We start from the raw sequence: 23593 nt of genomic DNA, 5'->3' as shown, positions 1-23593 counted from the left end.
CGATGCGTACGCGACACCACGCGTGCAACGCGCGCTACCCGCTGCTTGCCGCAAGATCCGGATGCTGCCGCTGCATGACATGTCATCGGCCGGGCGACGCATCACGCATCGCCCGGCTGCAATCGCATGCCTTACGGCTTCACCTGCTCATTGAACAGTTTGAGGATGCGCTTGTATTCGTCCAGCCACGAATCGGCACGCGTAAAGCCGTGGCGTTCCAGCGGATACGGTGCCACCTGCCAGTTGTCCTTGTGCAGCTCAACCAGTTTCTGGGTCATGTCGACCGAGTCCTTGAAGAACACGTTGTCGTCGATCATGCCGTGGGCGATCAGTAGATGGTCCTGCAGCCCGTCTGCGTAGTTGATCGGCGAGGAGGTCTTGTAGGCCTGCGGATCGAGCTCGGGGGTGTTGAGGATGTTGGAGGTGTAGTCGTGGTTGTACTGCATCCAGTCGCCCACCGGCCGCAGCGCCGCGCCGGCCTTGAAGGTGCCGGGGCTACGGAACAGCGCCATGTAGGTCATGAAGCCGCCGTACGAGCCGCCGTAGATGCCGGCGCGTGCACGGTCGCCCTGTTTGGTGGCGACCAGCCAGTCCAGGCCGTCCAGATAATCCTCCAGCTCCGGATGCCCCATGTTGCGGTAGATCGCGGTGCGCCAGTCGCGGCCGTAGCCTTCCGATGCGCGGTAATCCAGGTCCAGCACGATGTAGCCCTGCTGCACCAGCAGGTTATGGAACATCTGCTCGCGGAAATACGGTGTGTAGCGCTGCGACACGTTTTGCAGATAGCCGGCGCCGTGCACGAACATCACGATCGGATACTGCTTGCCGGGCTCGGGATTTTGCGGGCCGTAGTATTTGCCCCAGACCGTACCGGCGCCGTGTTTGGACGGCACCTGCACATACTGCGGTGCGATCCACGGCTGCGCCTTGAAGGCCGGCGTGCGCGTATCGGTCAGCACCGTGGCCTGGCCACCGGTTGCCGGCACCACCGCCAGTTGCGGCGGCAGATAGGCGCCGGAGTAGCGCACCAGCACCTGCTGCCCATTCGGCGACAGGCTGAAGCCTTCCACACCGTTCAAGGCTGTCACTTCGGTGAGCTGGTCGGTGCGCAGATCCAGCTTGCACACCTCGTAATCGCCCGGCCATTTCTGGTTGCACAGGAAATACATGCCGCTGCCATCGGCGCTGGGCACCGGCATCGACACTTCCCACTTGCCACGGGTGCGCTGACGCGGCTTGCCGTTGCCTTCCACCGTGTACAGCTGCGAATAGCCGGATTCTTCCGAGAGCAGCCAAAGCGTGCGGTTGTCTGGCAGCCAGCCGAAATCGTTGAAGTCCCAGTTGATCCAGGCGCTATCGCTCAGCCGATGACGCGGCTGCAGTTTGGCCGCATCCAGATCCACGCTGGCGATCCAGCGGTCCTTGTTGTCCACCGCGCGGATTTCCACCGCCACGTTGCGGCCATCGTCACTCCAATGCACCGCCGGGCCGTTGCCGTCGCCATCGCTTTCCACGCGCACCGCGCGGTTGCCCTTGAGCGGGTCGCGCTTGGCGGCCTTGCGCAATGCGGCCAGCGGGTCGGTGGCGATGCCGGGCAGCGCGTCGAAAGACAGCTGGCGCGCGCTGCCTGCGATCACGTCGACCAGCCACAGCGTGTGTGCGGCTGGCATGTTGCGGCCGACGCGGGGGCGGGTTTCCTGGAATTCTTCGTAGCCGGATTCGGTCACGTACTTGGGCATCTTGCCGGCCTGGCCTTCGTCGGCATTCTTGGCCTGGGTCATCACCAGCAGGTGGCGGCCGTCCGGCGACAACGCGCTGTCGACGATCTCCACCTCATCGCCCAGATACACCGGTGCAGTGGCACGCGTGGTGTCGGCGCGACGCCAGGTGTCTTCCTGCGTGCGCAGCGCCTCGCGCTGCTCGCGGTCGCGGCGCAGCGTGGCCAGCGTGGCCAGTTGCTGCTCGCGCAACACATCGGCCTTGGGCGCGGCGTCGGGATCGCGTTCGGCCTTGACCACCGCCACCTGCGCGGTGCCGCCATCGGCGCGCCAGTGATACCAGTTGTTGCCCGCACGCCAGATCGCACCGCCATCGCTGGCGAATTGCGGACGCGATTCGACCTCGTTGCTGCGGGTCAGCTGGGTCAGCGCGCCCGAGCGCAGATCACGCAAAAAAATGTCGCCGTTGCGCGCGAACAGCATGCGCTGGCGCGTCGCGTCGTAGCTGGGGTTGGCCGCATCCAGGCCGGCGCGGGCGTTGTCCGCCACGCGTTCTGCCGCCGCGCCATCAATGCCCTGGCGATAGGTATCGCGCACCGGGCTGCCATCGCGCTTGAGCAGGTACTGCACCTGTTTGCCATCCCACTGCCACCAGGCCTGATCCACCGACGGCCCGATCCAGTCCGGATCGGCCATTACCTGTTCGATGGTGAGCGGTGCGGCGGACTGCGCGTGCGCAGTGACAGCCAGCAATAACAAGGACAGCGGCAACAATCTGGGCATCGGAAACGACTGGACGCAACGAAAGAGCGGCCAAGCCTAGCAGCTCGCTTCGACCGGGGGCTTGGGCCACAGGTCATGCGCGGGGTGGGTGGTGGAGTGTGTCGTCGAAGCGGCGGGGTCTGTGCCAGTGGCGAACTCGACCAGATGCGCCCTGACGGTAAATGCGCAGTCCACGCACGGCAGCGCGCGCGACATGGCCGATCTCACCGCATCACTTTCAATATCAGTTTCAATGCATTCCACGTCGCGATGCGCAGCTGCCACAACGCCAAGGATGCTTCACCACGCCAGCGGCGACGTTGCGAACATCCGGCACTGCGACGTAGCCACAAACCCTGCGACTTGCCAGCAGCCCAGGTGGCGGCCAAGCTAGCGCGCTTTTGCGACTGTCGGTTCACATGTCCAGCCTGCCTGCTTTTGTTGTCTCCCATCCGATGGCCGTTGGCGCGCCCGGCCGGCCGTTGGCCTGGCGGGCAGGGCAGTCGGTGGATCTGGCGACCTTCATCGCGCACGTGCACGGCCTGGCGCAGCAGCTGCCGGACGGCCGCCACGCGGTGAATCTGTGCGAAGACCGCTACCGTTTCATGGTCGCCTTCTACGCCTGCGCGCTGCGCGGCCAGGTGTCGCTGCTGCCGTCGTCGCGCGCACCGGCGGTGGTCGGTGAAGTGCAGGCGCGCCACGCCGATGCGTATTGTCTGGGCGATCTTGCCTTGGAGCTGGCACCGCCGCGCTACTGGCAATTGCCGGCCGAGCTGCCGCAGGCCGATGGCCCGATGCCGCAACTGGCAGACGATGCCCTGGTGGCGATTGGTTTTACCTCCGGCAGCACCGGCAGCCCGCAACCGAATCCCAAGACCTGGGGCAGTTTTTTGACCAGCACGCGCCAGGACCTGGTCGCGCTGGAGAGTTTGTGGGCGCACACCGACGCGGTGCCGCACGTGGTGGCCACGGTGCCGCCGCAGCATATGTATGGCATGGAATTGTCGGTGCTGCTGCCGATGGTGACCACGCTGGCCGTGCATGCCGGGCGGCCGTTCTTCCCCGACGACGTGGCGCATGCACTGGCGGAAATCCCGGAGCCGCGCCTGTTGGTGACCACACCGGTGCACCTGCGTGCGCTGGTCGAATCGGGCGTGCAGTTGCCACCGCTGGCCGGCATCGTCTCGGCCACCGCACCGTTGGCGCAGGACATCGCCGCAGCGGCCGAAGCACGCTTTGGCGGCGAAGTGCGCGAGATGTTCGGTTCCACCGAAACCTGCGTCTTCGCCGTGCGGCGCACCGCACTGGAAGCGGCGTGGACACCGCTGCCGGGCGTACGCCTGGAAACACAGGCCGCCGGCACGCTGGTGCACGCACCGCATCTGGCAACGCCGGTGCTGCTGGCCGACATGATGGACGTGGCCGCAGACGGCCGCTTCCAGGTACGCGGCCGTCAGGCCGATCTGCTGGAAATCGCCGGCAAACGCGCCTCCCTGGCCGACCTCACTCGCCGTCTGCTGGCCATTCCCGGCGTGATCGACGGCACCATCGTGCAGCTCACACCGGATCCCGGGCAGGCCGTCGGCCGCATCGCCGCATTGGTGGTCGCCCCAACACTGGACGAAGCGCAGATCCTCGCCGCCCTGCGCATCAGCGTCGACCCGGTGTTCCTCCCACGCCGCCTGCGCAAACTTCCCGCATTGCCACGCAACGAAACCGGCAAGCTGCCGCGCGATGTGGTTTTAGGCTTGCTCAACGGCTGATTGACGGCCGCACGCGCAGCGTTACTGGCGCATCCCTGCATCGGGCATCAGCACCGATGCCCGTAATGACTCACCCATGTACCCCATCGATCTCCACCGCCAGCTCGTCGCGGCAGATCACCGCATGCAGCAGCAGGCGCGGCACGGCGTCGCCGAAGCGGGCGTCAAGTGCCTGCGCAACCTTGGGCAGGTCGTCGTGCTCGCGCACGTAGACCTTCAAACGCGTGCCGGCGCCGAATTGCGCGGGTAGGGCGGGGGCGTGCTGGCGTGCGGCGCCGAGCAGGGCGTCGAAGTTGGCGAAGGTTTCTTCCAGCTGCGCGAGCAACTGGCCGGTGTGCATCGAGGCATGCCCGACCACCGCGGCGGTGCCTGACAGCAGCAGCGGCATGTCGCTGCCGGCCGGCGGCAGCATGGCGCGCGCGAAACTCGGCGGCTGCGGACCGTATTGGCGCGGGTAGTTGTAGGCGCTGACCTGGCGCGGATTTTCCAGCGGTGTGCCGGCATCGGCGGCGGCCAGCCAGTAGATCTGGATGATGCGCTCGGCATCGCAACGGCCCACCGCGGTAGCGGCAGGCAGCTGTGCGGTATCGAAGGCGCCCAGGCCGCGTGCGCGGCCGATGCAGAATTGCCGATAGCGTTCGCGGTCGCCGCTGCCCAGGGTGATCGCATCCAGATAATTCCAGATACGCAGCAGGCGTGGAGTCTGGCTGCCGGTGACGAAGGCGGTGATTTCCGCATACGCCTTGGCGGCGGCTTCTTCGATGTCCACATCCTGCTCGTCGATCTCGATCACGCCGAACTGCAGGCGCCCGTCGCTGGACCAGGCGATGTTGCCGTCGCGCCCACTGCGCACCGGCGAGTCGCTGCGCCACACTTCCAGCACGCTGGCCTGATACGGCTGCAGCGGCACGCGCAGGTAACGCGGGTCGTCCAGACGCGCCGCCGCAGTGCCGAAGCCGAACACGGCCAACACCTGCGGATCGGTGAGCAGGGCAGACGGGTCGGTCTGGTCGATATAGTCGACCTGCAGGCGGGGATGGCGCACGGCGTGCGTGGTCTGGGCCTGGGAAGCGGTCATTGCGTGTCTCGTTGTTGCGTATCGCGTTGCAAGGTGTCGCCGTCGAAGCCGAGCGTGGCCTGACGCCGGCGTTGCCGCCAGGAGTGCCAGGCGCGCGGCATCATCGACAAGGTGGTGATGGCGTAGATGGCGCGGAACGCACGCAGACGCAGGCGGACCTTTGGGCTCTCGAACACGTCGCCGGCCAGCATCGCCACCACGGCTTCTTCGATCTGCCAGGTGTTCTGCGGTTGCGCGAACAGGGTGCGCATGGTCGGCGAGGTGAAGCGGTAGATGAACCACTTGAACTCATCCACGCCGCGCTTGAGCTCGCGCTGCAAGGCCCGCTGCAGTTTCGCCTCGTGCTGCGGCGTGCGCAGGGCCTGGTTCACCATCGCCGCACCGCGCTCGGCGCTGTGCATGGCCAGAAACACGCCCGAGGAAAACATCGGGTCGACGAAGGTGTAGGCATCGCCGAGCATCAGCCAGCGCGGGCCGGCCATGCGCGTGCATTCGTAGGCGTAGTTGCCGGTGGCGTGCACCGGTGCCACGCGCTCGGCGCCGTGCATGCGCGCGGTGACTTCGGCATTGAGCGCCAGTGTGCGCATCAAAAAGCCTTCGCTGTCGCCCTTGCGGGTCTTCATGTATTCCGGGTAGCAGACCGCGCCCACGCTCATGATGTCGTCCGGCAGCGGGATCAGCCACATCCAGCCATGCGCATGCCGGTAGATGCTGATGTTGCCGGCATCCTCGCCCGGCCGGCGCGCCACGCCGCGGAAATGGCTGAACAGCGCGGCCGATTGATGCTTGGCATTGGCGCGTTTGAGCTTGAAGCGGTTGCCCAGAAAGGTGTCGCGGCCGCTGGCGTCGAGCAGATAGCGCGGGCGGAACTGCTGCTCGCCGTCCACGCCACGTGCCTGCAATACCGGCTGTTCGCCATCGAAGCTGACCTGTTCGACCTTGACCTGTTCGCGCGCATCCACGCCAACCGCACGCGCGCGCTCGAACAACACCTGGTCGAACTGCGCACGCGGTACCTGGAAGGCGAAATCGGCCTTGGCATCGAGAGCACGCGAGAAGCGAAAGGTGTTGTAGCCGCCGGCATCGTTGGGAAAGTCAGCGCCGCGCTTGAGCACGCCGATATCGCGGACTTGTTCGAGTACGCCCAGCCGTTCGAGGATCGGTACGTTCATCGGCAGCAGCGATTCGCCGATATGAAAGCGCGGGTGCTGCTCCTTCTCCAGCAGGGTGACCTGCCAGCCCTGCTGCGCGAGCACGATGGCGGCGGCGCAGCCCGCTGGCCCGCCGCCGATGATCAACACATCCGGGCACTCGGGTCCGGGGGCCGGCCCGGCTGCCGGCATGGCGGTCGGGGTGGGGCGAACAGCGGTGGAAGTCATCCTGGAACGAACCTGCAGCGGGCGAGCGTCATGCAGTCATGATAGCCTGACCGGCGGCCCGGACAGGTGCACCCGGATTGCCTCACCGCTCTCACCCGATCACCAGCAGACCGACGGCGCGGCCGCTCAACGGACGTGGCCGGTAGCCGGAAGTGGCAGCGGCGACAACGTACACTGCGGTTCCAAAGCATCGCCCGCCTCGACCTGCCAGTTGTTTGCGACGCGTTGCTGGTTGTTCGAATTGATTGCCTTGAATTGATTGTTCCGAATTTGTTGCCCGACCCTCACCTGTGGAAGCTTCTGGATGTCCCTGCAAACCGCTGCCGAACGTGAACTGGCCGAACTCCTGGTCGAAAGCCTGAACCTGGAAGACGTCCAACCCGCCGACATCGATCCGGAGGCGCCGTTGTTCAATACCGGCCTGGGACTGGACTCGATCGACGCGCTGGAACTGGCGCTGGCGATCAGCAAGCGCTATGGCTTCCAGCTGCGCTCTGACAACGACGAGAACCGTCGCATCTTTGCGTCGCTGCGCGCATTGTCGGCGCATGTCGAAACCAACAAGACCGTCTGATCCGTCCACTGTAGCGTCTGCCGATGCACCCCCTTGGGTGCTGGGGCTGGGCGTGCTGCTGGCGGTGGCGTATTCGCCGTTGGCGCACTGGGCCAACGCCAGTCATCGCCCGGACCTGGCGGTCATCGCCGGGGCCTTGCTGGTGCTGATGGTGTTGATCGAACCGATGGTCGCGCGCCGGGCCTGGGCCTGGGCGCTGGCGTTGCTGACGTTGGCCGGCCTGAGCGCGTTGTGGCACTCGCCGTACGCGATGCTGCTGCTGGCCGCGCCGCCGGTGGTGTTCACCGGCTGGATCGCCTGGTTCTTCGGCCGCAGCCTGCGCCGCGGGCGCACGCCGTTGATCAGCCGCATTGTCGAAGGGCTGTATCGCCAGGCTGGCATGCCGATCACGCCCGAGCAGTACCGCTATACGCGTCGTCTCACGCTTGCCTGGGCGCTGCTGCTGTGCGCGCTGACGCTGGTGAATCTGGTGCTGGGCCTGTGCGCCGAGCCCAGTGGGGTGCTGGCGCAACTGGGCTACGCCTCGCCGCTGCCGATCAGTGATGCGCGTGCCTCGTTGTTTGCCAATCTGCTGGCGTACGGGGTGGTTGGCGGGTTCTTCGTGGGCGAATATCTATTGCGCGGCCGCTGGTTTCCACAGCGTCCCTATCGTAATCTGCCAGACTTCTTGCGCCAGATGGCGCGGCTCGGGCCGGAGTTCTGGCGCGATCTGCTGCGCTGAGTGCGTGGCCAGGGGCAGCGACGTACGTGCACATTTTCAGGGACAAGACAAAAATGCCGTTGGCAAGGATGCCGTCGCGCCTGGCGTGGGCCTTATTCAACCTGTTGCAGCTGGCGTTTACGCTGATCTTCACCGCCGGCGGGATCGTGTATTGCCTGGTGTTGCTGGCGATCACCCGCGACCCCGATCGGTTGCTGCGCATGGGCGGCTGGATGTGGTCGCCGGTGCTGTTTCGCGGCGCCGGTGCCCAGGTGATCGTGGAAGGCCGCGAGCGCGTGGACTGGTCCAAGAATTACCTGTTCGTCAGCAACCACCAGTCGGTCATCGACATCTGCGCGTTGTTCTATGCATTGCCGGTGCCGCTGCGGTTTCTGCTCAAGGACGAAATGCTCAAGGTGCCGTTCGTGAACTGGTTCGCGCGTGGTACCGGCATGCTGTTCCTGGACCGCGACAGCCGGCGTGCCGGGGCGATGGTGCGGCGTCAGGCGGCCGCGCTGCTGCGCGAGGGCAAACAGTTGTGTCTGTTTCCCGAAGGCACCCGCAGCCGTAGCGGCGCACTGCTGCCATTCAAGGCCGGGCTACTGCAGGCCGCTATCGATGCAGGTGTGCCGGTGGTGCCGGTGGCGCTGGATGGCTGCGGCAAGGTGCTGCCGGTGGAGGGTATGTTCAGGGTGCGCCCCGGCATCATCCGCGTGCGTATCGGCGACCCGATCCCGGTGATCGGGCCGGATGCGCCGGACCGCCAACAATTGACCGAGCAGGCACACGCCGCCGTGGCGGCCATGCTTCAACCCAGGATCTGAGTTACCCGCTTATGGATTTCGTCGTGCCACATGATCATCCCTGCCTGCCTGGGCACTTCCCGGGTCGCCCCGTGGTGCCCGGCGTGGTCGTCCTCGATCACGTGCTGCAGGCGGTGGAAGCCGCGCATGGCCCACGCGCCGCAATGCGCTTGCCGCAGGTGAAGTTCGTGCAGCCGTTGCTGCCCGGCCAGACCGCGTCGGTGACACTGGACGGCGCTGGCCCTCGTTGGCGCTTTCGCGTGCAGCGCGCCGACGACTTGCTGGTCAGCGGCGAGCTGGTCGCGGAGGCGGCGCCATGAACAGCCAGTGGAAACAACGCCCGGAAGGCGGCGGACGTTTTGCGTTGTGGCTGATCCGCGGCATCGCCCGGTACGCCGGGCGCTCGGTGGCACGCGCGCTGCTGTACCCGATCACGCTGTACTTCCTGCTGGTGCGTGCGCCCGAGCGCAGTGCCTCGCGTGCCTATCTGACGCGCGTGCTCGATCGCCCGGCCACGCTGCGCGATGTGGCGCGGCATATCCATACCTTCGCCTCGACGATCCTGGACCGCGTGTACATGCTGTGCGGGCAGATGCAGCGCTTCCAGGTGGATATCACCGGGCTGGATCAGCTGCACACGCAGATGGATCGCGGTCGCGGCGTGCTGATCTTCGGCTCGCACCTGGGCAGCTTCGATGCGCTGCGCGTGCTGGCCACCGAACGCCCCGACGTGCAGGTCAAGGTGGTGCTGGACAAGGCGCATAACCGCGCCATGACCGACCTGCTGGGCGCGCTGAATCCGCAGCTGGCCGCCAACATCATCGACGCCGGCATGGATGCGACCTCGATCGTCATGGCGATCAAGGACGCCACCGACGCCGGCGCGCTGGTGGCGTTGCTGATCGATCGCCCGCGCGAGGGCGACCCGGCATTGCCGGCGATGTTCCTCGGCCGCAACGCGATGTTCCCGACCTCGCCGTGGCTGATCGCCGCGGCGCTCAAGGTGCCGGTGGTGCTGGCGTTTGGCCTGTATCGCGGCGGCAATCATTACGAGCTGGCGTTCGAGACCTTCAGCGAAGGCCTGGACGTGCCGCGTCGCCAACGTGCGCCGGTACTGGCGGTACTCATGCGCGATTACGCGGCCAGGCTGGAACATTACACACGCTACGCGCCGTACAACTGGTTCAACTTCTACGATTTCTGGAACACCCACCATGCCGATGTGCCGCACCCTGCCGTGGATGCTGATACTGCTGTTCAGCGCCGCACCGCTATGCGCCGCACCGCCTGAGACGCTGGACGTCGGCCAGGTGCTGCAGCGCCTGGCACGCCCCGCACCGGTCAGTACCGAGTTCGTCGAATTGCGTGGCTCGGCCCTGCTGAAGACACCGTTGCGCGTGCAGGGCCATTACCGTCGCCCGGATGCGCAGACGTTGGTGCGCGAGGTCAGCGCACCGTATCGCGAAACCACTACGCTGAAAGGCGAGGAAGGCGTGCTGGAACGCGAAGGCAAAGCGCCGCGGCGTTTTTCGCTGAGCCGTGTGCCCGAACTGGCCGGTTTGAAGTCCGGCTTCGGCGCGTTGCTGACCGGCGACCGCGCGCTGCTGGAGCAGCAGTACCGCGTCAGCGGGCAGGGCCAGCCGCAGGCCTGGCAACTGACGCTGCAGCCCAAGGATGCGGCCGTGGCCAAGCAGGTGCGCGAGTTGCGTCTGTACGGGCGCAATGATGAGTTGCGCTGCATCGAAAGCTTGCCGGCCAAGGGCGATGTGCAGCGCACGCTGCTGGCCGGTGCGGCGCGTGATGCTGCAAGCGTGACCGATGCGGCGGCGCTGACCACGCTGTGCCATGGGTCGGGCGCGTGATCCATCGCGTGTGGGTGTTGCGTGCGCAGTCGGGACACGCGCTTAGCAAGGAAAAAGCGACAGCCTTCGGCAAATTAGAGGCGCCGGTGCTGCACGCCTTCAACAGAACGAACGCGTCACTGCAGCCCGCCCTCAGCAGAAAGAAAGCGTCACTGAAGCTGGATGCCGCGCGCGCGGCCGGTGGACGTTCCGCTGGCGCAGTGAGGCTTTCGCATGGCGCTTAAATTGAATGCAAACCGCCGCATCGGCCTTGCGCTGCTGTGGCTGGCCTTGCTGGCAGTCGCCGGCTTCTGGTTGAGCGAGACGCTGAAAGTCACCGGTGACTTGCGGAAATTCATGCCCGCCCCGCGCACGCCCGCGCAGAAACTGCTGATCGAAGAACTGGGCGAAGGCCCCGGCTCGCGCCTGTTGCTGATGGCGCTGTCCAACAGCGATACGGCCACGCTGGCCGCGCAGTCGCAGGCACTGCAGCAGGCCTTGGCCGCACAGCCAGAGCTGTTCGAACTGGTCGGCAATGGCGGCAATGCGGGGTTGGATGCGATCCCCGAGCGCTTGCTGCCGTACCGCTATCTGCTCAGCGACAGCTTCGATAAAACCCCGCTGGATGGGCAGACCTTGCAAGCTGCATTGCAGGCGCGCGTGCAGGATCTGGGTTCGCCTGCGGCCGCGATGGTGGAGCCGTTGCTGCCGCGCGATCCCACGCTGGAAATCCTGCATCTTGCAGAAACCCTGCAACCTGCCGCCGCGCCGCAGACGCGTAACGAGGTGTGGTTCGACCGCGCCGGCACCTCGGCCTTGCTGATCGTGCAGACGCGCGCAGCCGGGTTCGATCCCACCGGCCAGCAACTGGCGTACGACGCGGTGCAGGCGGCGTTTGCCAAGGTCAGCAAGGGCACCTCAACAACACTCGTTTTGACCGGCCCCGGCGCGTTTGCGGTGGAAATCACCGCGCGCACGCAGGGCGAGGCGCAATGGATCGGCACGCTGGATACGGTGGGGCTGGTGCTGTTGCTGCTGGTCGCCTATCGCAGCTGGAAGATTCCGGTGCTCGGCGTGCTGCCATTGGCGAGCGCGGGTCTGGCCGGCTTGGGCGCGGTGGCGTTGCTGTTCGACGGTGTGCACGGGATCACCGTGGCGTTCGGGTTCACCCTGATCGGCGTGGTGCAGGACTATCCGATCCACCTGTTCAGTCATCAACGCCCGGGCTTGGATCCACGCGACAACGCGCGCCATCTGTGGCCGACGCTGGCCACCGGCGTGGTCTCCACCTGCATTGCCTACGTGACCTTCCTGTTCTCCGGGGTGGATGGTTTGCGCCAGTTGGCGGTGTTCACCATCGCCGGGCTGGCCACCGCCGCGATCACCACACGTTGGCTGCTGCCGTCGTTGATCGACCCGGCGCCGCGCGACTATGCCGACTCGCGTGCCCTGGCTGCGCTATGGCGTGGCATCGCGCGCCTGCCGCGACCGCGCATCAGTCTTGCGGTGATTGCCGTGATCGGCATCGCGGTGATCGTGTTTGCGCCGGGGCAGTTCTGGCAGAACGATCTGTCGAAATTGACCCCGGTGCCGCCCAAGGCGCTGGCGCAGGACACGCAGTTGCGACAGGAACTGGGCGCCCCCGATGTGCGTTACGTGCTCGCGTTGCCGGCAGCGAACGATGAGGCGGCGCTGCAGGCCAGCGAGCAATTGCGTCCGCGCCTGGACGCCCTGGTGCGCGCCGGTGCATTGACCGGCTACGACATGGCCGCGCGCTATCTGCCCAGCGCCAAGACCCAGCGCGCCCGTCAGGCCGCGTTGCCGGATGCCGCGCAAGCCCGCGCGCTGACCGACAGCGCAGTGGCCGCCACGCCGTTCCGCAGCGATGCGTTCGCACCGTTCCTGCAGGATCTGGAGGCTGCCAAGCAGGCCGCCCCGCTGTTGCCTAAGGACCTGGCCGGCTCGCCGCTGGCAACCTCGGTCGGTGGGCTGCTGTTGGGGCGTGGCGATCGCAGCACCGCCCTGGTGTCGTTGACCGGCTTGCGCGATCCGGCGGTGTTGGCCGCAGCCGTACAAGGCAGCGGCGCGCAGTTGCTGGATCTGAAAGATGCTTCCGAATCCCTGGTCGCCGCGTATCGCGGTCGTGTGCTCGGTGCATTAGTGCTGGCTGCAGTGTTGTTGGCAGCGACCGTGGCCATCGCGCTGCGCAGCCCGCGCCGCATCGTGCGGGTGTTGTTGCCGATGGCGCTGACCACGGTACTGATCCTGGCGATCCTGCGCGGCATCGGTGTAGAGCTCAATCTGTTCCATCTGATCGCGCTGATTCTGGCGGCCGGTTTGGGCCTGGATTACGCGTTGTTCTTCGACCACGCCGGCGACGATCACGCCGATCAGCTGCGCACGCTGCATGCGCTGATCGTGTGCAGCCTGATGACCTTGCTGGTATTCGCGCTATTGGCCGCGTCCAGCATTCCGGTATTGCGTGCGATCGGCAGCACGGTGGCGCTGGGCGTGTTGTTCAATTTCATCCTGGCCTTGCTGGTGTCGCGCGAGCCGGCGCTGGAACGCACAAAGAACGGAGAACCGCATGCAGGGACGTGACGCGATTGCCGCGCTGATTCCGCATCAGGGCAGCATGTGCCTCTGGGAAGAAGTGGTGGAGTGGGACGCGCAGCGCATCGTGTTGCGCAGCTTTGCCCATCGTGGTGACACGCATCCGCTGCGTTCTAACGGCCGCCTGCGCGCGCTGCATCTATGCGAATACGGCGCGCAAGCCATGGCCGTGCATGGCGGCTTGCTCGGTCGCGCATCGGGCAAACCGGTACGTCCGGGCATGTTGGTGGCGCTGCGTGCGGTGGAATTGCGCGTGGCCTATCTGGACGCGCTGCCGGATGCGATCGTTTGCGAGGCGCAGGTGCTGATGCAGGGAGAGGATAGCCAGCAATACAGCTTCCGCTTGATGCATCAGGACCAGTTGCTCGCCGAAGGGCGTGCCACGGTGATGCTGGGTGCGGCGCAGGCCCCGTAGGAGCGCGCTTGCGCGCGATAAAGCGTTACCGCTGACGCCGCATCGCGCGCAAGCGCGCTCCTACAGGAGGTGGGCGATCAACGCTGGCGATCTATTCCTGCGCTTGCTGCGAGTCGTTAGGATGACGCTCTTTCCGCCGTCGTTTCTGCGGCTTTCATCGAGGCTTCCATGAGTACATCCGTTCCTCAGCGCCGCGCGCTGGTTACCGGCGGCAGCGGCGATCTTGGCGGTGCGATCTGCCGTCAGCTGGCTGCACAAGGTCGGCACGTGATCGTGCACGCCAATCGCAATATCGTCCGCGCCGGTGAAGTGGTTGCAGCGATCGTGGCCGACGGCGGCAGTGCCCAGGCGGTGGCATTCGATGTAGCCGATGCGCAGGCAAGCGCCGCAGCGCTGGCAAGCTTGCTGGAGGTCGGCCCGATCCAGATCGTGGTCAATAACGCCGGCATCCATGACGATGCACCGATGGCGGGCATGAGCGCCGAGCAATGGCATCGGGTCATCGATGTCTCGTTGCACGGGTTCTTCAACGTCACCCAGCCCTTGCTGCTGCCGATGGCGCGTACGCGTTGGGGCCGTATCGTCAGTGTGTCGTCGGTGGCGGCGGTGCTGGGCAATCGAGGGCAGACCAACTACGCCGCTGCCAAGGCCGCGCTGCACGGCGCCAGCAAATCGCTGTCGCGCGAGATGGCCAGCCGCGGCATTGCAGTCAACGTGGTGGCGCCGGGCGTAATCGAAAGCGAGATGGTCGGCGAAAGCTTCGCGCCGGAGGTGATCAAGCAGCTGGTGCCGGCAGGGCGCGTCGGCAAGCCCGACGAAGTCGCCGCACTGGTCGCATTCCTGTGTTCGGAAGCGGCCGGTTACATCAACGGCCAGGTCATCGGCATCAATGGCGGGATGGGCTGAGAGCGGCTGCAAAACGACTGCGCTCGCCGCCCGGCGGGCGCGGCCTGCCTTGTAGTTCCCGTCAGCACTCGACCAAGTTGGCAGGTGCGATGCCCTTACCGCCTGCGGGACCGTGTGGCGGCATGGATGCCGCCACCGAGCCTCCAGGGATGGATTCACGGCGTGTCGCGCAGGCGGTGAGGGCATCGCGCCCTCGACTCACTAGGCTTGGAACATCCAGACTGCGCTGAAGTTCAACATCTCGTTCGCCTTGAGAGGTAATTGAACGGTGCGGATACGTCAGGTGTAAAGCGGCTGATCTGCGGCCTGGTTGCAAGGGCCCGTCGAGAGTGTCGGTGTGCTTGGTTGTGAGCTGCGAATGCCGGTTTGGTTGCCGGTCTGTTCGATCTTCATGACCAGCTTGCGCTTGCGTGCAGCACGCGCGGATCAAGAAAGCTTGGATCAAGCAAAACGCGCCGTTGTCGGCGCGTTCGAGCAAGCTCACGCCGCGTCGGCGTACCAGGCGGCGGTGAGGATCGGCTCGCCGATGGCATTGGTGGTCAATGCGTCCAGGCCGTGATCCGGCAGTGCGGGATGGCGTTGACGCGCCTGCAGCAGAATCTCGCGCGCCAGTACCGCCATGCGCGCGATGTTGCTGTGGATGCGTGCGGCGAAGGCGTCGTCGTCCAGCGTGTCGTGCAAGGCGCCATTGAGTTCGTTGAACCAACCGATCAGATACTGATCCAGCAGTCGTCCATCGCCGGTGGCCACACCTTGTTCGCTGTTGTGCTGGCCCCAGTCGTGCAGCACGCGTTGCATCGCCAGATTGATGTCGCGCGCGTACAGGAAATCGGTCTTCATGCGTGCGAGCAAGCTCAGATGCGCGATGCGTCCGCTGCAGAACAACGGCGCCAGCAGCGACCAGTAATAGGTGTAATCCCAGATCACCTTGACCGGCATCACCTGCGCATCGCCGAACAACGCGTACTGATCCTGATACAGGGTCAAGGTGTTTTCGTAGAACGAGAAATACAGTTGCTGATACAGCTCCGCGTACGGGCTGAGCGCCTTGCCGGCGCGATCGCGGCCGATCAGTTCGCAGATGTAGGTATTGGAGATCGCAATGAAGTCGCTACCGGGCGAATAGAACGGGTCCAGGAACAAGCCTGCTTCGCCGGTCAGTGCCCAGCGCTGCGGCGAGAACACCTGCTTGCAGCCATACGAGAAGTTGCGCAGGAACAGGAAGTCCTGCAGCCGGTAGTCGGCCTTGTCGAGCGTGGCGGCGACCTGCGGCTGATGCGTGCGCAGCCAGGTCATCGCCTTCTCGTGGGTGTTCATGGTCTCCAGCGGGTGCATGGCCGCATCACAGACGATGCCCAGCGAATGCGCACCGGAGGAGAGCGGAATCAGCCAGAACCAGTAGCCCGGCCCGCACATGTGGTTGGTCGAACGCCAGCGATCCGGCGGCGTGCAGCGCTGCAGCCAGCTGCTGTCCTGCGACCAGCCATTGGGGTCGATCAGGCCTTCCACGCGCCACCACACCGCATTGGCGTCGTGCGCGTTGTCCTGCGCCAGGCCGAGTTTGCGCTTGAGCAGGCCGGCGCGGCCGCTGGCATCCACCACCCAGCGTGCGCTCAGCGTGCCGGGCTCGCCGGCGCGCTCGTAGCGCACGGCGTGGTCGCTGTCGTCATCGGCCAGATCCACGCCTTTGACGCTGCAACTGTCGACAAAGGTGATGCCCTGCACGCGTGCGCGCTCGCCGAGGAAATTTTCGAAGCGGCCGCGATCGATCTGCCACGACGGCGTCGGCAGGATCTGGCTGACGCCCAGCTCGGTGCAACGGTCGATGTCTTCGCGCTTATCGGAAAAGAAAAAGCGGAAGCCGAACTTGCGGATCTGCTCGGTCTCCAGATGCTCGCGCAGGCCCAGCACGTCGGCGAAATAATGCGCGCCGATTTCCACCGTGGATTCGCCGACCTTGAACGCGGCTTCGCGCACGGGGTGGGCGCGCCGTTCCAGCACGGTGATCGCCAGCGCGGGATCGCGTTGGCGCAACTGCAGCGCCAGACTCAGGCCGGCCAGGCCACCACCGGTGATCACGACATCTGCGCGCTGTGCATTCATGGGGAGTGCTTGCTCTTGGTGACCGATGGAACAGTAGCAAACTCGCCGTCAGCGTCGTCGATCAGCACCGGGTTGGCGCGCACGCGGCGGTATTCGCGCCAGATATGCCCGTAGTTCCAAGCTTGGGCGACCACATGCGAGGTGATTTCCCACAGATCGCGCACCAGGCGGAAATGGCTCTTGCGAAACGTGCCTGGCGAAGTGCCGGCGTAACGGGTTTCGATCGGCACTGCGACCACGCGCGCACCGGCCTGGCGTGCGGCGGAAATCAGCAATTGCGCTTCGAATACGAAGCCTTCGCCGGGCACGTTGGGCAGGGTGAACACCGAGGCCGGATACAGCCGTTGCCCGCTCTGGCTGTCGACCAGCTGGAAGCCGCAGGCCCAGGCGATGCCCCAGTCGCCGAAGTCGTTGCCGATGCGGCGGATGGTGGGCTGGGTGGCGCGTTTGCGCATGCGTGCGCCGACGATCACGCAACCGGGATGGCGGTTGGCCGCGGCCAACAGGCGTGGGAAATCTGCCGCCTTGTGCTGCCCATCGCCGTCCATGGTCATCACCGCGCGCATGCCCATCCGCTGCGCTTGCGCAAAACCGCTACGCAACGCGGCGCCCTTGCCCATGCGCTGCGGATGCCGGATCAAGGTGATCGGAAGATCGGCGATGCAATCGGCGGTGCCATCGTCGGAGCCGTCATCGATCACGATCACGTTTGAGCAATAGGTGAGCGCATCGTTGACCACTTCGCGGATGCGCAGCGATTCGTTCAGGGCCGGCACCAGGATCGCGGTGTCTTCGCGGCTCAATGGCTGCCGGCTCATCGCTGGATCTCCACGCGCAGCACCCGGCCCGGTCCGGCGTACAGCGCCACGCTGTCGCCGTCGGCGGCGATCAGGTCGAACAGCGGCAGCATCGGCGCCATCGCGTTGTTGGCGACCTGCCGCGCCAGCGCTCCAGTGCCCGGCGTTGGCGTGCCGTCGTCCAGCCGCGCCCGCAGCTGCAGCTTGCCGGCCTGGCCGGGCGCGCCCAGCACCAATGCACCACCGAGCAGACCCTGGCTGGGTGCGACCCGGCCCAGCGGCCCGACCGAGCGGGCGTCGTAGCCGGCCAGCAGCACCGCGTCCATGCCGGCGGCGCGCTGTACCAGCGCTTCCAGCAGGCCCTGGGCGAAGCTGGCCCGGCTGGCGCTGATCGCCGTGGTCGGGGTCATCGCCCCGGCGCCGATGGTCCAGTAGCCGGCCGCGGCGTTGTGCACCGAGTTGTGGAACTTGGTCGGCGAGATCGCCGATGGGTCGCTGGCCAGGGTGGTGCACATGTAATCGGAGATGGCCAGATCGCCGTACGTGGAGGTAAAGATCGACGGAAGGCTGGCCGGATCGCGGCCAGCGGCGGTGCAGGCGGCCAGTGCGGCTTCCAGCGACACCGCCACCGTGTCCGGTGCGCGGCGGCGCTCGTTGGCGGCCAGCAACTGCGGCGCCGGGCGTGCGGTGGTCTCCTGCAGCGCGCCGCCGTGCACGAGGGCAACGGCGGCCTCCCAGGTGGGCAGCCCCTGGGTCCAGAAGCCGATGCCTTCGATGGTGGCAGCCAGCATCAGCGGGCCCGCCCGAACAGCAGCGAGCAGTTGTTGCCGCCAAAACCGAAGGAGTTGTTCATTGCGTAATCGATCTTGGAATGGGCGTTGTCGAAACGGATCTGCGGGCCGCAGGCGGGGTCGGGCACGGCGCTGTTGAGCGTGCCCGGCAGCACGCCATCGCGCAGTGCCAGCAACGCGATCACCGATTCCACGATGCCGGCCGCGCCCAGGGTGTGGCCGGTCCAGGCCTTGGTCGAACTGGCGTGCAAGGTGGCGGGGAAGATCGCTGCCACGGCGGCCGCTTCCACGCTGTCATTGGCCGGCGTGGCAGTGCCATGCAGATTCAGATAGCCCACCGCTGCCGGCTCCAGGCCGGCGCGTTCGAGCGCGCCGCGCATCGCCAGCTGCGCGCCCAGGCCCTGCGGATGCGGGGCGGACATATGGTGCGCATCGCTGGATTCGCCATAGCCGTACAGCCATAGCGCCGCGTCCGGTACGGCGGCGGGGCGTTCGAGCATGGCAAAGCCGCCGGCCTCGCCCAGGCTCAGTCCCACTCGGCGCGCATCGAACGGCTGGCACAGCTCCGGCGCAACCACCTGCAGCGAGTTGAAGCCGAACAGCACGCTGCCGCACAAGGTGTCCACACCGCCGACCAAGGCTGCGTCGACCACTCCGGCGTCGATCAGGCGCGCGGCCTGGGCGAACACCTTGGCGCTGGACGAACAGGCGGTGGCCACGGTCATACAGGGGCCGCGCAGGCCGGTGGCGTGCTGCACGAAGTCGCCCAGCGAATGCGGGGTGTGCACGATCGGGCGATTCAAGTCATCCGGAAAACGCGCGCCCTCGGCATCTTCGACCAGACGCGTATAGGCCTCTTCGCTGGCACCGATGCTGGAGGTGGAGGTGCCGATGATCACCGCCACGCGCTCGGCGCCGTAGCGCTGCGCGGCCGCCTGCACGGCAGCGGCCATGCCGTCCTGCTGCAGGGCCAGCCAGGCCAGGCGATTGTTGCGGCAGTCCCAGCCTTGCAGGGATTCGGGCAGTACCACGGCTTCCACGCCGTCGACGCGGCCGATCCAGCACGGCAGCGGTTGCGGGCCGAAATCGTTGCGGCGCATACCGCTGCGGCGGGCGGTCAGGGCGGCGGCCTGGGCGTGGAGCCCGGCGCCGAGCGCGGTGGTGGAGGTGAAAGCGGTGACGGCGACCGGGGCCATCTGGGACGAATGCTGCGCGTGGCTCACGGTGGTCTGGCTGGCAAAAAGTGTGCTCAGTATATCGATGGTGTGTCCGCGGCCCGTCGATGGCGCAACTGAACGTGCCGGTCATGTCGCTGACGCTGCTGGGATTTTTCGCAACGGCCGCGCTTTCGCCATGGGCGCAATTGGGACACAATCCTGCGACACACTTCTAAAACGAGCGCGACCACGCGCGCATGCACGCCTACGTCTATAAAAGCCAACGCAAGCAGGACACCTTCGTCTATCTCGCCATGCGTGACGACTTCTCCGGTCTTCCTGCCGCCGTGCACGCGCAACTGGCGCCGTTCGCGTTCGTGCTGGAGGTGGCGTTGACGCCGCAGCGCCGCCTGGCGCAAGCCGACGTGATCACGGTGCGCGAAGCGCTCAGCAAGCACGGCTTCTACCTGCAACTGCCCAAGACGGTGGTGCTGGCGGGCGAGTGCGACTATGACTGAGGCCACGCGTGCCGCGCGGTGGCGCGCCGCAGCGCTGGCCGGCGCTGCCGGGGTGTTGTTGTCGTTGCTGGGCGGCGTTGGCGGCAGCGTTGCGGCGGTGACGCTGTGGCTGGCGCAGCCGGCGTTCGCGCTGGCGGTGTCGTGGGCACGTGGCACGCGCGCATTGCCGAGCCAGCCGCGTGCGATCGCGCAGGCGTTGCCGCCGTTGCTGGCGATCTGGGGCGTCGGTCTGTTGGCCCTTGCCGCCTTGATCACCTGGCCGCTGACTGCCTTGCGCGACAGCGGCAGCCTGGCCGCCGCGTTGGCGCTGAGCGTTGCGGTCAGCGCCGCGCTGCTCGGGCTATGGCGGACTTGGCCGCTGTGGGGCGAGGTCGAGCGCGATGGCGGCGCCCTGGCGCCGCGGTGGCACGCGCTGGCCACGCAGGAATTGCATGCCTGGCGCGGCCTGCTGGCCGCTGCACTGGTGCTGGCGATGTGCACGCTGGCCGTGGCACTGGCCTGGCCGGGCTGGTTGTCGAGCAGCCTGCGCTGGAGTCTGGCGATCGCCGCCAGCGTGCTGTTGCCGGCGGCCCATCTGCTGTTGCAACGCACCGCCGCACCGGCACGCAGCGACACCCCGGTGGCCCGGCAGGCCGCCGATTTCTTCTCCGAAGCCGCCGCCGAACCGCGCCCGTTGGAGCCGGTGGCCCAGCATCAGCTGGTGCCGGAATTGTTCGAAGCCGCGCGTAGCGGCCGGGTGGATCGCGCGCTGCAATTGCTGGAGGCAGGCGCCGACCCGCAGGCGATGCCGCTGCCGGAATGGCGCGATCAACGCAGCCTGCCCGCGCTGGCTGCGGTATTGCCGGATCTACGCCTGCTGCGCGAGCTGATCGTGCGCCGCGTCGATGTCAACCAACCGCATCGCGGCATGACCCCGCTGCTGGCCGCCACGCGCGATAGCTGGCATGGCCGCCCCGACGCGGTGATGACGCTGCTGGCCAACGGCGCCGACCCGCGCGCCACCGACAACGACGGCAACACGCCGCTGCATCACGCCGTGCGCAGTTCCGACCCGGGCGTGGCCGCGCTGCTGCGCGATGCCGCCGCCGAGCTCGACGCGCTCAACAACGAAGGTCATTCGCCGCTGGCGATGGCCTGCCAGGTCGGCAACTGGCGGCTGGCCAAGTTTCTGCTGGAACGCGGCGCGCATTCCGAACCGGAAGGCGGCGCGCCGGTGCTGCTGGCCGCCGCAGGCACCGAGGAAGACGACCCGGCCGGCGTGCAGTTGCTGCTCAAGCACAAGGCGCGCGTGGATGCGCGCGACCGCCAGCGCCGCAGCGCCTTGCACGAAGCCGCGTTGGCCGGCCACGGCGACATCGTCGAGGCGCTGTTGTCGGCCGGTGCCAATCTGGAAGCGCGCGACTTGCTCGGCCGCACGCCATGGCTGGACGCGGCGCGGCAGGCACGCAGCGGCGTGCTGGAACGGCTGGTCGCACGCAAGGCCGATGTGCTGGCCATCGATGGCGACGGCCGCAATGCGGTGATGCTGGCCTGCGCCGCCGACCGCGTGTCGCCGGCCTTGATCCGGCGCCTGCTCGATCTGCAGGTGCCGGCCGACAGCACCGATGCGCACGGCCGTCGCGCAGTGGATGTCGCCGCCGAAGCCGGGCGCTGGGCGATCGTGCAATTGCTTGATCCTGCGTATCCGCTGCCGGCCGCCGTCAGCGATGGACACGGCGATACCCCCGGCGTTGCGGTGCTGCCCGATCGCCCGCCCTTGGTGCTGTTGCGCGAAGGCCTGCAGTTCGGTCAACGCGATGGCCTGGACGCATTGGCCAGGCTGTGCGGCCCGGAAGAACTCGGCGGCTTGCTGCACGATGCGCATCTGGCCTTGAACGCCGAGGCCGTGGACTGGCTGCTCCGCCACGGCGCCGACGCCGACGTGCGCGATGCCTGCGGCGATGTGCCGATGTTTGCACTGCTCTCGCGTGGTGTGGAGGCAGTGCCGGCATTGCAGGCGCTGCTGCGCCATGGCGTCTCGCCGGCCGGCGCCGGCGGCCTGACCCGCCTGCTCAGCGCCTGCGTGCAGCACGATGCGGCATCGCGCGGGCTGGAACAGTTCGCGCTGGAATTGCTCGAACGCGGCGCCGACCCGTTTGCCGCGTCGGCGGCCGGCGACCCGCCGTTGTCGCTTGCGGTGCGGCTGGGCTGGCTGCGCCTGCAGCAGTGGTTGCTGGAACACGGCGTGGACCGCGAGGCACGCGACAGCCACGGCATGACTGCGCTGCATCTGGCCACCGCGCTGGGCCGGGAAGCCTCGCTGAAATTGCTGGTCAAACAAGGCGCCTCGCCGGAAGCGCGCGCGGCCGACGGGCAGACCCCGCTGGGCGTGGCGCTGTCGATCGGTCGCCGCGATCTGGCCGATTGGCTCGACTGGCGCATCTGGTCGCTGCCGCACCGCACGCTGCGCGAAGCCGACGTGCCGGCTGCGGCCATGACCGGCGACACCGATGCGGTGCGGCGGCTGATCGATCTCGGCCTGCCGGTCGATGCGATCGACGCGCAAGGCTGCACTGCGCTGTTGCGCGCCGCCGGTGGTGGCCATCTCGGCGTGGTGGCGCATCTGCTCGGGCGCGGCGCCGACCCGCAACGCGCGGCCAATAGCGGCGCCACGCCGTTGTCGGCGGCCGTGAGCATGCGTCAGACCGAGATCGTGGCCGCGTTGCTGCAGGCCGGCGCGCAGATCGAACATCGCCTGCCCGGCGGCGTCACCGTGTTGATGCTGGCCTGCGCGCTGGGCCTGCCGGATATCGTGGCGCGCCTGCTCACTGCGGCGGCCGATGTGCACGCCAACGACGATCAAGGCCTGGCGCCGCTGCATTGCGCCGCGCTGTATGGCTTCACTGCGCGCGACAAAAGCCGCCTGCTGGCCTTGCTGGATACCCTGCTGCTGGCCGGCGCCGACCCCGAGTATCTGGCCGGTGGCCGGGTCAGCCCGTTGCTGCTGTTGCTGGGCGCGCGCGCCGAACCGGGTACCGCCTGCGACGAACAGGTGGTACTGGCCGGCGTCGAACGCCTGCTCGACGAAGACGTCTCGCTGGATGTGGCCGATCAACGCGGCTTCGGCCCGCTGCATCTGGCTGCGTTGCACGGTTTGCCATTGCTGGTGCAGCGCCTGTTGCGTGCCGGCGCCGATGGCGACCGCCGCGACGCGCTCAACCGCACCCCGCGCGAGATCGCGATCATGCGTGGCTTCATCGATGTGGCCGGCCAGTTCGAGCCCGCCTTGCCGGGTGTGTCCTCGATGGCGCGCTTCCTGCGCGAAGGCCGCTGAGCCAGCGCGGCGGCGCACCGTTGCAGGTGCTGTTCGTGTGCAGCCGCAACCGCCTGCGCAGCCCCATCGCCGAACGCGTGTTCGCCGACTGGCCGGGTGTGCAGACGCAATCGGCCGGGCTGGCCGCAGATGCGGACGTGCAGGTCACACCGGAGCTGTTGCATGAAGCGCAGCTGGTGCTGGTGATGGAGCGCCGGCACCTGCAGCTGTTGCGCAAACGTTTCGCCGCGCAGTTGCGCCATTGCCGGGTGATCTGCCTGCACATTCCCGACGACTACGCCTATATGGATCCGGCACTGATCCGTCGCCTGGAACACACGGTGCCACCGTTGCTGCGTCTGCCGGCACAGTCGTAACCCGAT

Annotated in this window: 20 protein-coding genes; 13 read left to right on the top strand and 7 right to left on the bottom strand. The window is 67.0% G+C overall.

The window, feature by feature from the left end:
• Positions 1-131: 131 nt before the first annotated feature.
• Entirely contained in the window at positions 132-2492 is a 2361-nt protein-coding gene (locus FFY45_RS18235) for a S9 family peptidase (RefSeq protein WP_176341552.1), read from the bottom strand.
• 407 nt (positions 2493-2899) lie between these two features.
• Between FFY45_RS18235 and FFY45_RS18230 the strand changes: the two genes are divergently transcribed.
• On the top strand, positions 2900-4243 hold the full coding sequence (locus FFY45_RS18230) for an AMP-binding protein (RefSeq protein ID WP_176341506.1): 1344 nt from the start codon (positions 2900-2902) through the stop codon (positions 4241-4243).
• Positions 4244-4313: 70 nt separating this feature from the next.
• Here FFY45_RS18230 and FFY45_RS18225 read toward each other — a convergent pair whose 3' ends face one another.
• Together FFY45_RS18225 and FFY45_RS18220 are read right to left on the bottom strand one after the other, a co-directional pair.
• Complete coding sequence (locus tag FFY45_RS18225; RefSeq protein ID WP_176341505.1) at positions 4314-5321, bottom strand: chorismate transformation FkbO/Hyg5 family protein; 1008 nt, start codon at positions 5319-5321, stop codon at positions 4314-4316.
• Complete coding sequence (locus FFY45_RS18220; protein WP_176341551.1) at positions 5318-6664, bottom strand: NAD(P)/FAD-dependent oxidoreductase; 1347 nt, start codon at positions 6662-6664, stop codon at positions 5318-5320. Before FFY45_RS18220 ends, FFY45_RS18225 begins: the two co-directional genes overlap by 4 nt.
• A gap of 340 nt (positions 6665-7004) precedes the next feature.
• On the opposite strand from FFY45_RS18220, the gene xanC reads away from it, so the two are divergent.
• The 9 genes from xanC to fabG all read left to right on the top strand — a co-directional run bounded on the left by xanC (position 7005) and on the right by fabG (position 14552).
• The gene (gene xanC / locus FFY45_RS18215) at positions 7005-7274 is read left to right on the top strand and encodes a xanthomonadin biosynthesis acyl carrier protein XanC (RefSeq protein ID WP_006451937.1); all 270 of its coding nucleotides are present in this window, start codon (positions 7005-7007) and stop codon (positions 7272-7274) included.
• A gap of 37 nt (positions 7275-7311) precedes the next feature.
• The gene (locus FFY45_RS18210) at positions 7312-7995 is read left to right on the top strand and encodes a COG4648 family protein (protein WP_176341550.1); all 684 of its coding nucleotides are present in this window, start codon (positions 7312-7314) and stop codon (positions 7993-7995) included.
• Positions 7996-8048: 53 nt separating this feature from the next.
• Positions 8049-8798 (top strand): lysophospholipid acyltransferase family protein, encoded by a 750-nt coding sequence (locus tag FFY45_RS18205; RefSeq protein WP_176341504.1) that lies wholly within the window; start codon positions 8049-8051, stop codon positions 8796-8798.
• Between the two features lie 71 nt (positions 8799-8869).
• Positions 8870-9097 (top strand): ApeI family dehydratase, encoded by a 228-nt coding sequence (locus FFY45_RS18200; RefSeq protein WP_225306916.1) that lies wholly within the window; start codon positions 8870-8872, stop codon positions 9095-9097.
• Positions 9094-10068, top strand: a complete 975-nt coding sequence (locus tag FFY45_RS18195; protein ID WP_176341503.1) for a lysophospholipid acyltransferase family protein — start codon at positions 9094-9096, stop codon at positions 10066-10068. The genes FFY45_RS18200 and FFY45_RS18195 overlap by 4 nt, the downstream gene beginning before the upstream one ends.
• Positions 9992-10639 (top strand): LolA-related protein, encoded by a 648-nt coding sequence (locus FFY45_RS18190; RefSeq protein ID WP_303396516.1) that lies wholly within the window; start codon positions 9992-9994, stop codon positions 10637-10639. The genes FFY45_RS18195 and FFY45_RS18190 overlap by 77 nt, the downstream gene beginning before the upstream one ends.
• Before the next feature lie 213 nt (positions 10640-10852).
• Entirely contained in the window at positions 10853-13219 is a 2367-nt protein-coding gene (locus tag FFY45_RS18185; protein ID WP_176341502.1) for an MMPL family transporter, read from the top strand.
• Positions 13206-13646 (top strand): hotdog family protein, encoded by a 441-nt coding sequence (locus FFY45_RS18180; RefSeq protein ID WP_176341501.1) that lies wholly within the window; start codon positions 13206-13208, stop codon positions 13644-13646. Before FFY45_RS18185 ends, FFY45_RS18180 begins: the two co-directional genes overlap by 14 nt.
• Positions 13647-13814: 168 nt before the next feature.
• Entirely contained in the window at positions 13815-14552 is a 738-nt protein-coding gene (gene fabG, locus FFY45_RS18175; protein WP_176341500.1) for a 3-oxoacyl-ACP reductase FabG, read from the top strand.
• 480 nt (positions 14553-15032) lie between these two features.
• On the opposite strand, the gene FFY45_RS18170 is transcribed toward fabG, so the two are convergent.
• The 4 genes from FFY45_RS18170 to FFY45_RS18155 are packed head-to-tail and all read right to left on the bottom strand — an operon-like array spanning position 15033 to position 19439.
• On the bottom strand, positions 15033-16655 hold the full coding sequence (locus FFY45_RS18170; RefSeq protein ID WP_176341499.1) for an NAD(P)/FAD-dependent oxidoreductase: 1623 nt from the start codon (positions 16653-16655) through the stop codon (positions 15033-15035).
• Positions 16652-17473, bottom strand: coding sequence for a glycosyltransferase family 2 protein (locus tag FFY45_RS18165; RefSeq protein WP_176341498.1), 822 nt, complete (start codon positions 17471-17473; stop codon positions 16652-16654). Before FFY45_RS18165 ends, FFY45_RS18170 begins: the two co-directional genes overlap by 4 nt.
• A complete protein-coding gene (locus tag FFY45_RS18160; protein WP_176341497.1) occupies positions 17470-18243 on the bottom strand; it encodes a beta-ketoacyl synthase chain length factor in 774 nt (257 codons plus the stop codon). Before FFY45_RS18160 ends, FFY45_RS18165 begins: the two co-directional genes overlap by 4 nt.
• A complete protein-coding gene (locus tag FFY45_RS18155; protein WP_176341496.1) occupies positions 18243-19439 on the bottom strand; it encodes a beta-ketoacyl-[acyl-carrier-protein] synthase family protein in 1197 nt (398 codons plus the stop codon). Before FFY45_RS18155 ends, FFY45_RS18160 begins: the two co-directional genes overlap by 1 nt.
• Before the next feature lie 218 nt (positions 19440-19657).
• On the opposite strand from FFY45_RS18155, the gene FFY45_RS18150 reads away from it, so the two are divergent.
• Genes FFY45_RS18150 through FFY45_RS18140 form a run of 3 tightly spaced genes read left to right on the top strand, consistent with a single transcriptional unit; the run spans position 19658 to position 23587 of the window.
• Positions 19658-19918, top strand: coding sequence for a YcgL domain-containing protein (locus FFY45_RS18150; protein WP_023904717.1), 261 nt, complete (start codon positions 19658-19660; stop codon positions 19916-19918).
• Positions 19911-23231 (top strand): ankyrin repeat domain-containing protein, encoded by a 3321-nt coding sequence (locus tag FFY45_RS18145; protein WP_176341495.1) that lies wholly within the window; start codon positions 19911-19913, stop codon positions 23229-23231. Before FFY45_RS18150 ends, FFY45_RS18145 begins: the two co-directional genes overlap by 8 nt.
• Positions 23232-23257: 26 nt before the next feature.
• A complete protein-coding gene (locus FFY45_RS18140) occupies positions 23258-23587 on the top strand; it encodes a phosphotyrosine protein phosphatase (protein ID WP_176341548.1) in 330 nt (109 codons plus the stop codon).
• Positions 23588-23593: the final 6 nt, after the last annotated feature.

This window comes from Xanthomonas hortorum (genome assembly GCF_011305375.1).
Taxonomy (GTDB): Bacteria; Pseudomonadota; Gammaproteobacteria; order Xanthomonadales; family Xanthomonadaceae; genus Xanthomonas; species Xanthomonas hortorum_E.
This window is presented reverse-complemented; position numbering and strand designations above follow the sequence as displayed.

What these genes read in the sequence shown, in the direction of transcription:
- FFY45_RS18195 (WP_176341503.1), top strand. Translation starts at nt 9,094, where the DNA reads ATGAACAGCCAGTGGAAACAACGCCCGGAAGGCGGCGGACGTTTTGCG.
- FFY45_RS18225 (WP_176341505.1), bottom strand. Translation starts at nt 5,321, where the DNA reads ATGACCGCTTCCCAGGCCCAGACCACGCACGCCGTGCGCCATCCCCGC.
- FFY45_RS18180 (WP_176341501.1), top strand. Translation starts at nt 13,206, where the DNA reads ATGCAGGGACGTGACGCGATTGCCGCGCTGATTCCGCATCAGGGCAGC.
- FFY45_RS18165 (WP_176341498.1), bottom strand. Translation starts at nt 17,473, where the DNA reads ATGAGCCGGCAGCCATTGAGCCGCGAAGACACCGCGATCCTGGTGCCG.
- FFY45_RS18185 (WP_176341502.1), top strand. Translation starts at nt 10,853, where the DNA reads ATGGCGCTTAAATTGAATGCAAACCGCCGCATCGGCCTTGCGCTGCTG.
- fabG (WP_176341500.1), top strand. Translation starts at nt 13,815, where the DNA reads ATGAGTACATCCGTTCCTCAGCGCCGCGCGCTGGTTACCGGCGGCAGC.
- FFY45_RS18155 (WP_176341496.1), bottom strand. Translation starts at nt 19,439, where the DNA reads ATGGCCCCGGTCGCCGTCACCGCTTTCACCTCCACCACCGCGCTCGGC.
- xanC (WP_006451937.1), top strand. Translation starts at nt 7,005, where the DNA reads ATGTCCCTGCAAACCGCTGCCGAACGTGAACTGGCCGAACTCCTGGTC.
- FFY45_RS18170 (WP_176341499.1), bottom strand. Translation starts at nt 16,655, where the DNA reads ATGAATGCACAGCGCGCAGATGTCGTGATCACCGGTGGTGGCCTGGCC.
- FFY45_RS18205 (WP_176341504.1), top strand. Translation starts at nt 8,049, where the DNA reads ATGCCGTTGGCAAGGATGCCGTCGCGCCTGGCGTGGGCCTTATTCAAC.
- FFY45_RS18190 (WP_303396516.1), top strand. Translation starts at nt 9,992, where the DNA reads ATGCCGATGTGCCGCACCCTGCCGTGGATGCTGATACTGCTGTTCAGC.
- FFY45_RS18150 (WP_023904717.1), top strand. Translation starts at nt 19,658, where the DNA reads ATGCACGCCTACGTCTATAAAAGCCAACGCAAGCAGGACACCTTCGTC.
- FFY45_RS18230 (WP_176341506.1), top strand. Translation starts at nt 2,900, where the DNA reads ATGTCCAGCCTGCCTGCTTTTGTTGTCTCCCATCCGATGGCCGTTGGC.
- FFY45_RS18145 (WP_176341495.1), top strand. Translation starts at nt 19,911, where the DNA reads ATGACTGAGGCCACGCGTGCCGCGCGGTGGCGCGCCGCAGCGCTGGCC.
- FFY45_RS18160 (WP_176341497.1), bottom strand. Translation starts at nt 18,243, where the DNA reads ATGCTGGCTGCCACCATCGAAGGCATCGGCTTCTGGACCCAGGGGCTG.
- FFY45_RS18220 (WP_176341551.1), bottom strand. Translation starts at nt 6,664, where the DNA reads ATGCCGGCAGCCGGGCCGGCCCCCGGACCCGAGTGCCCGGATGTGTTG.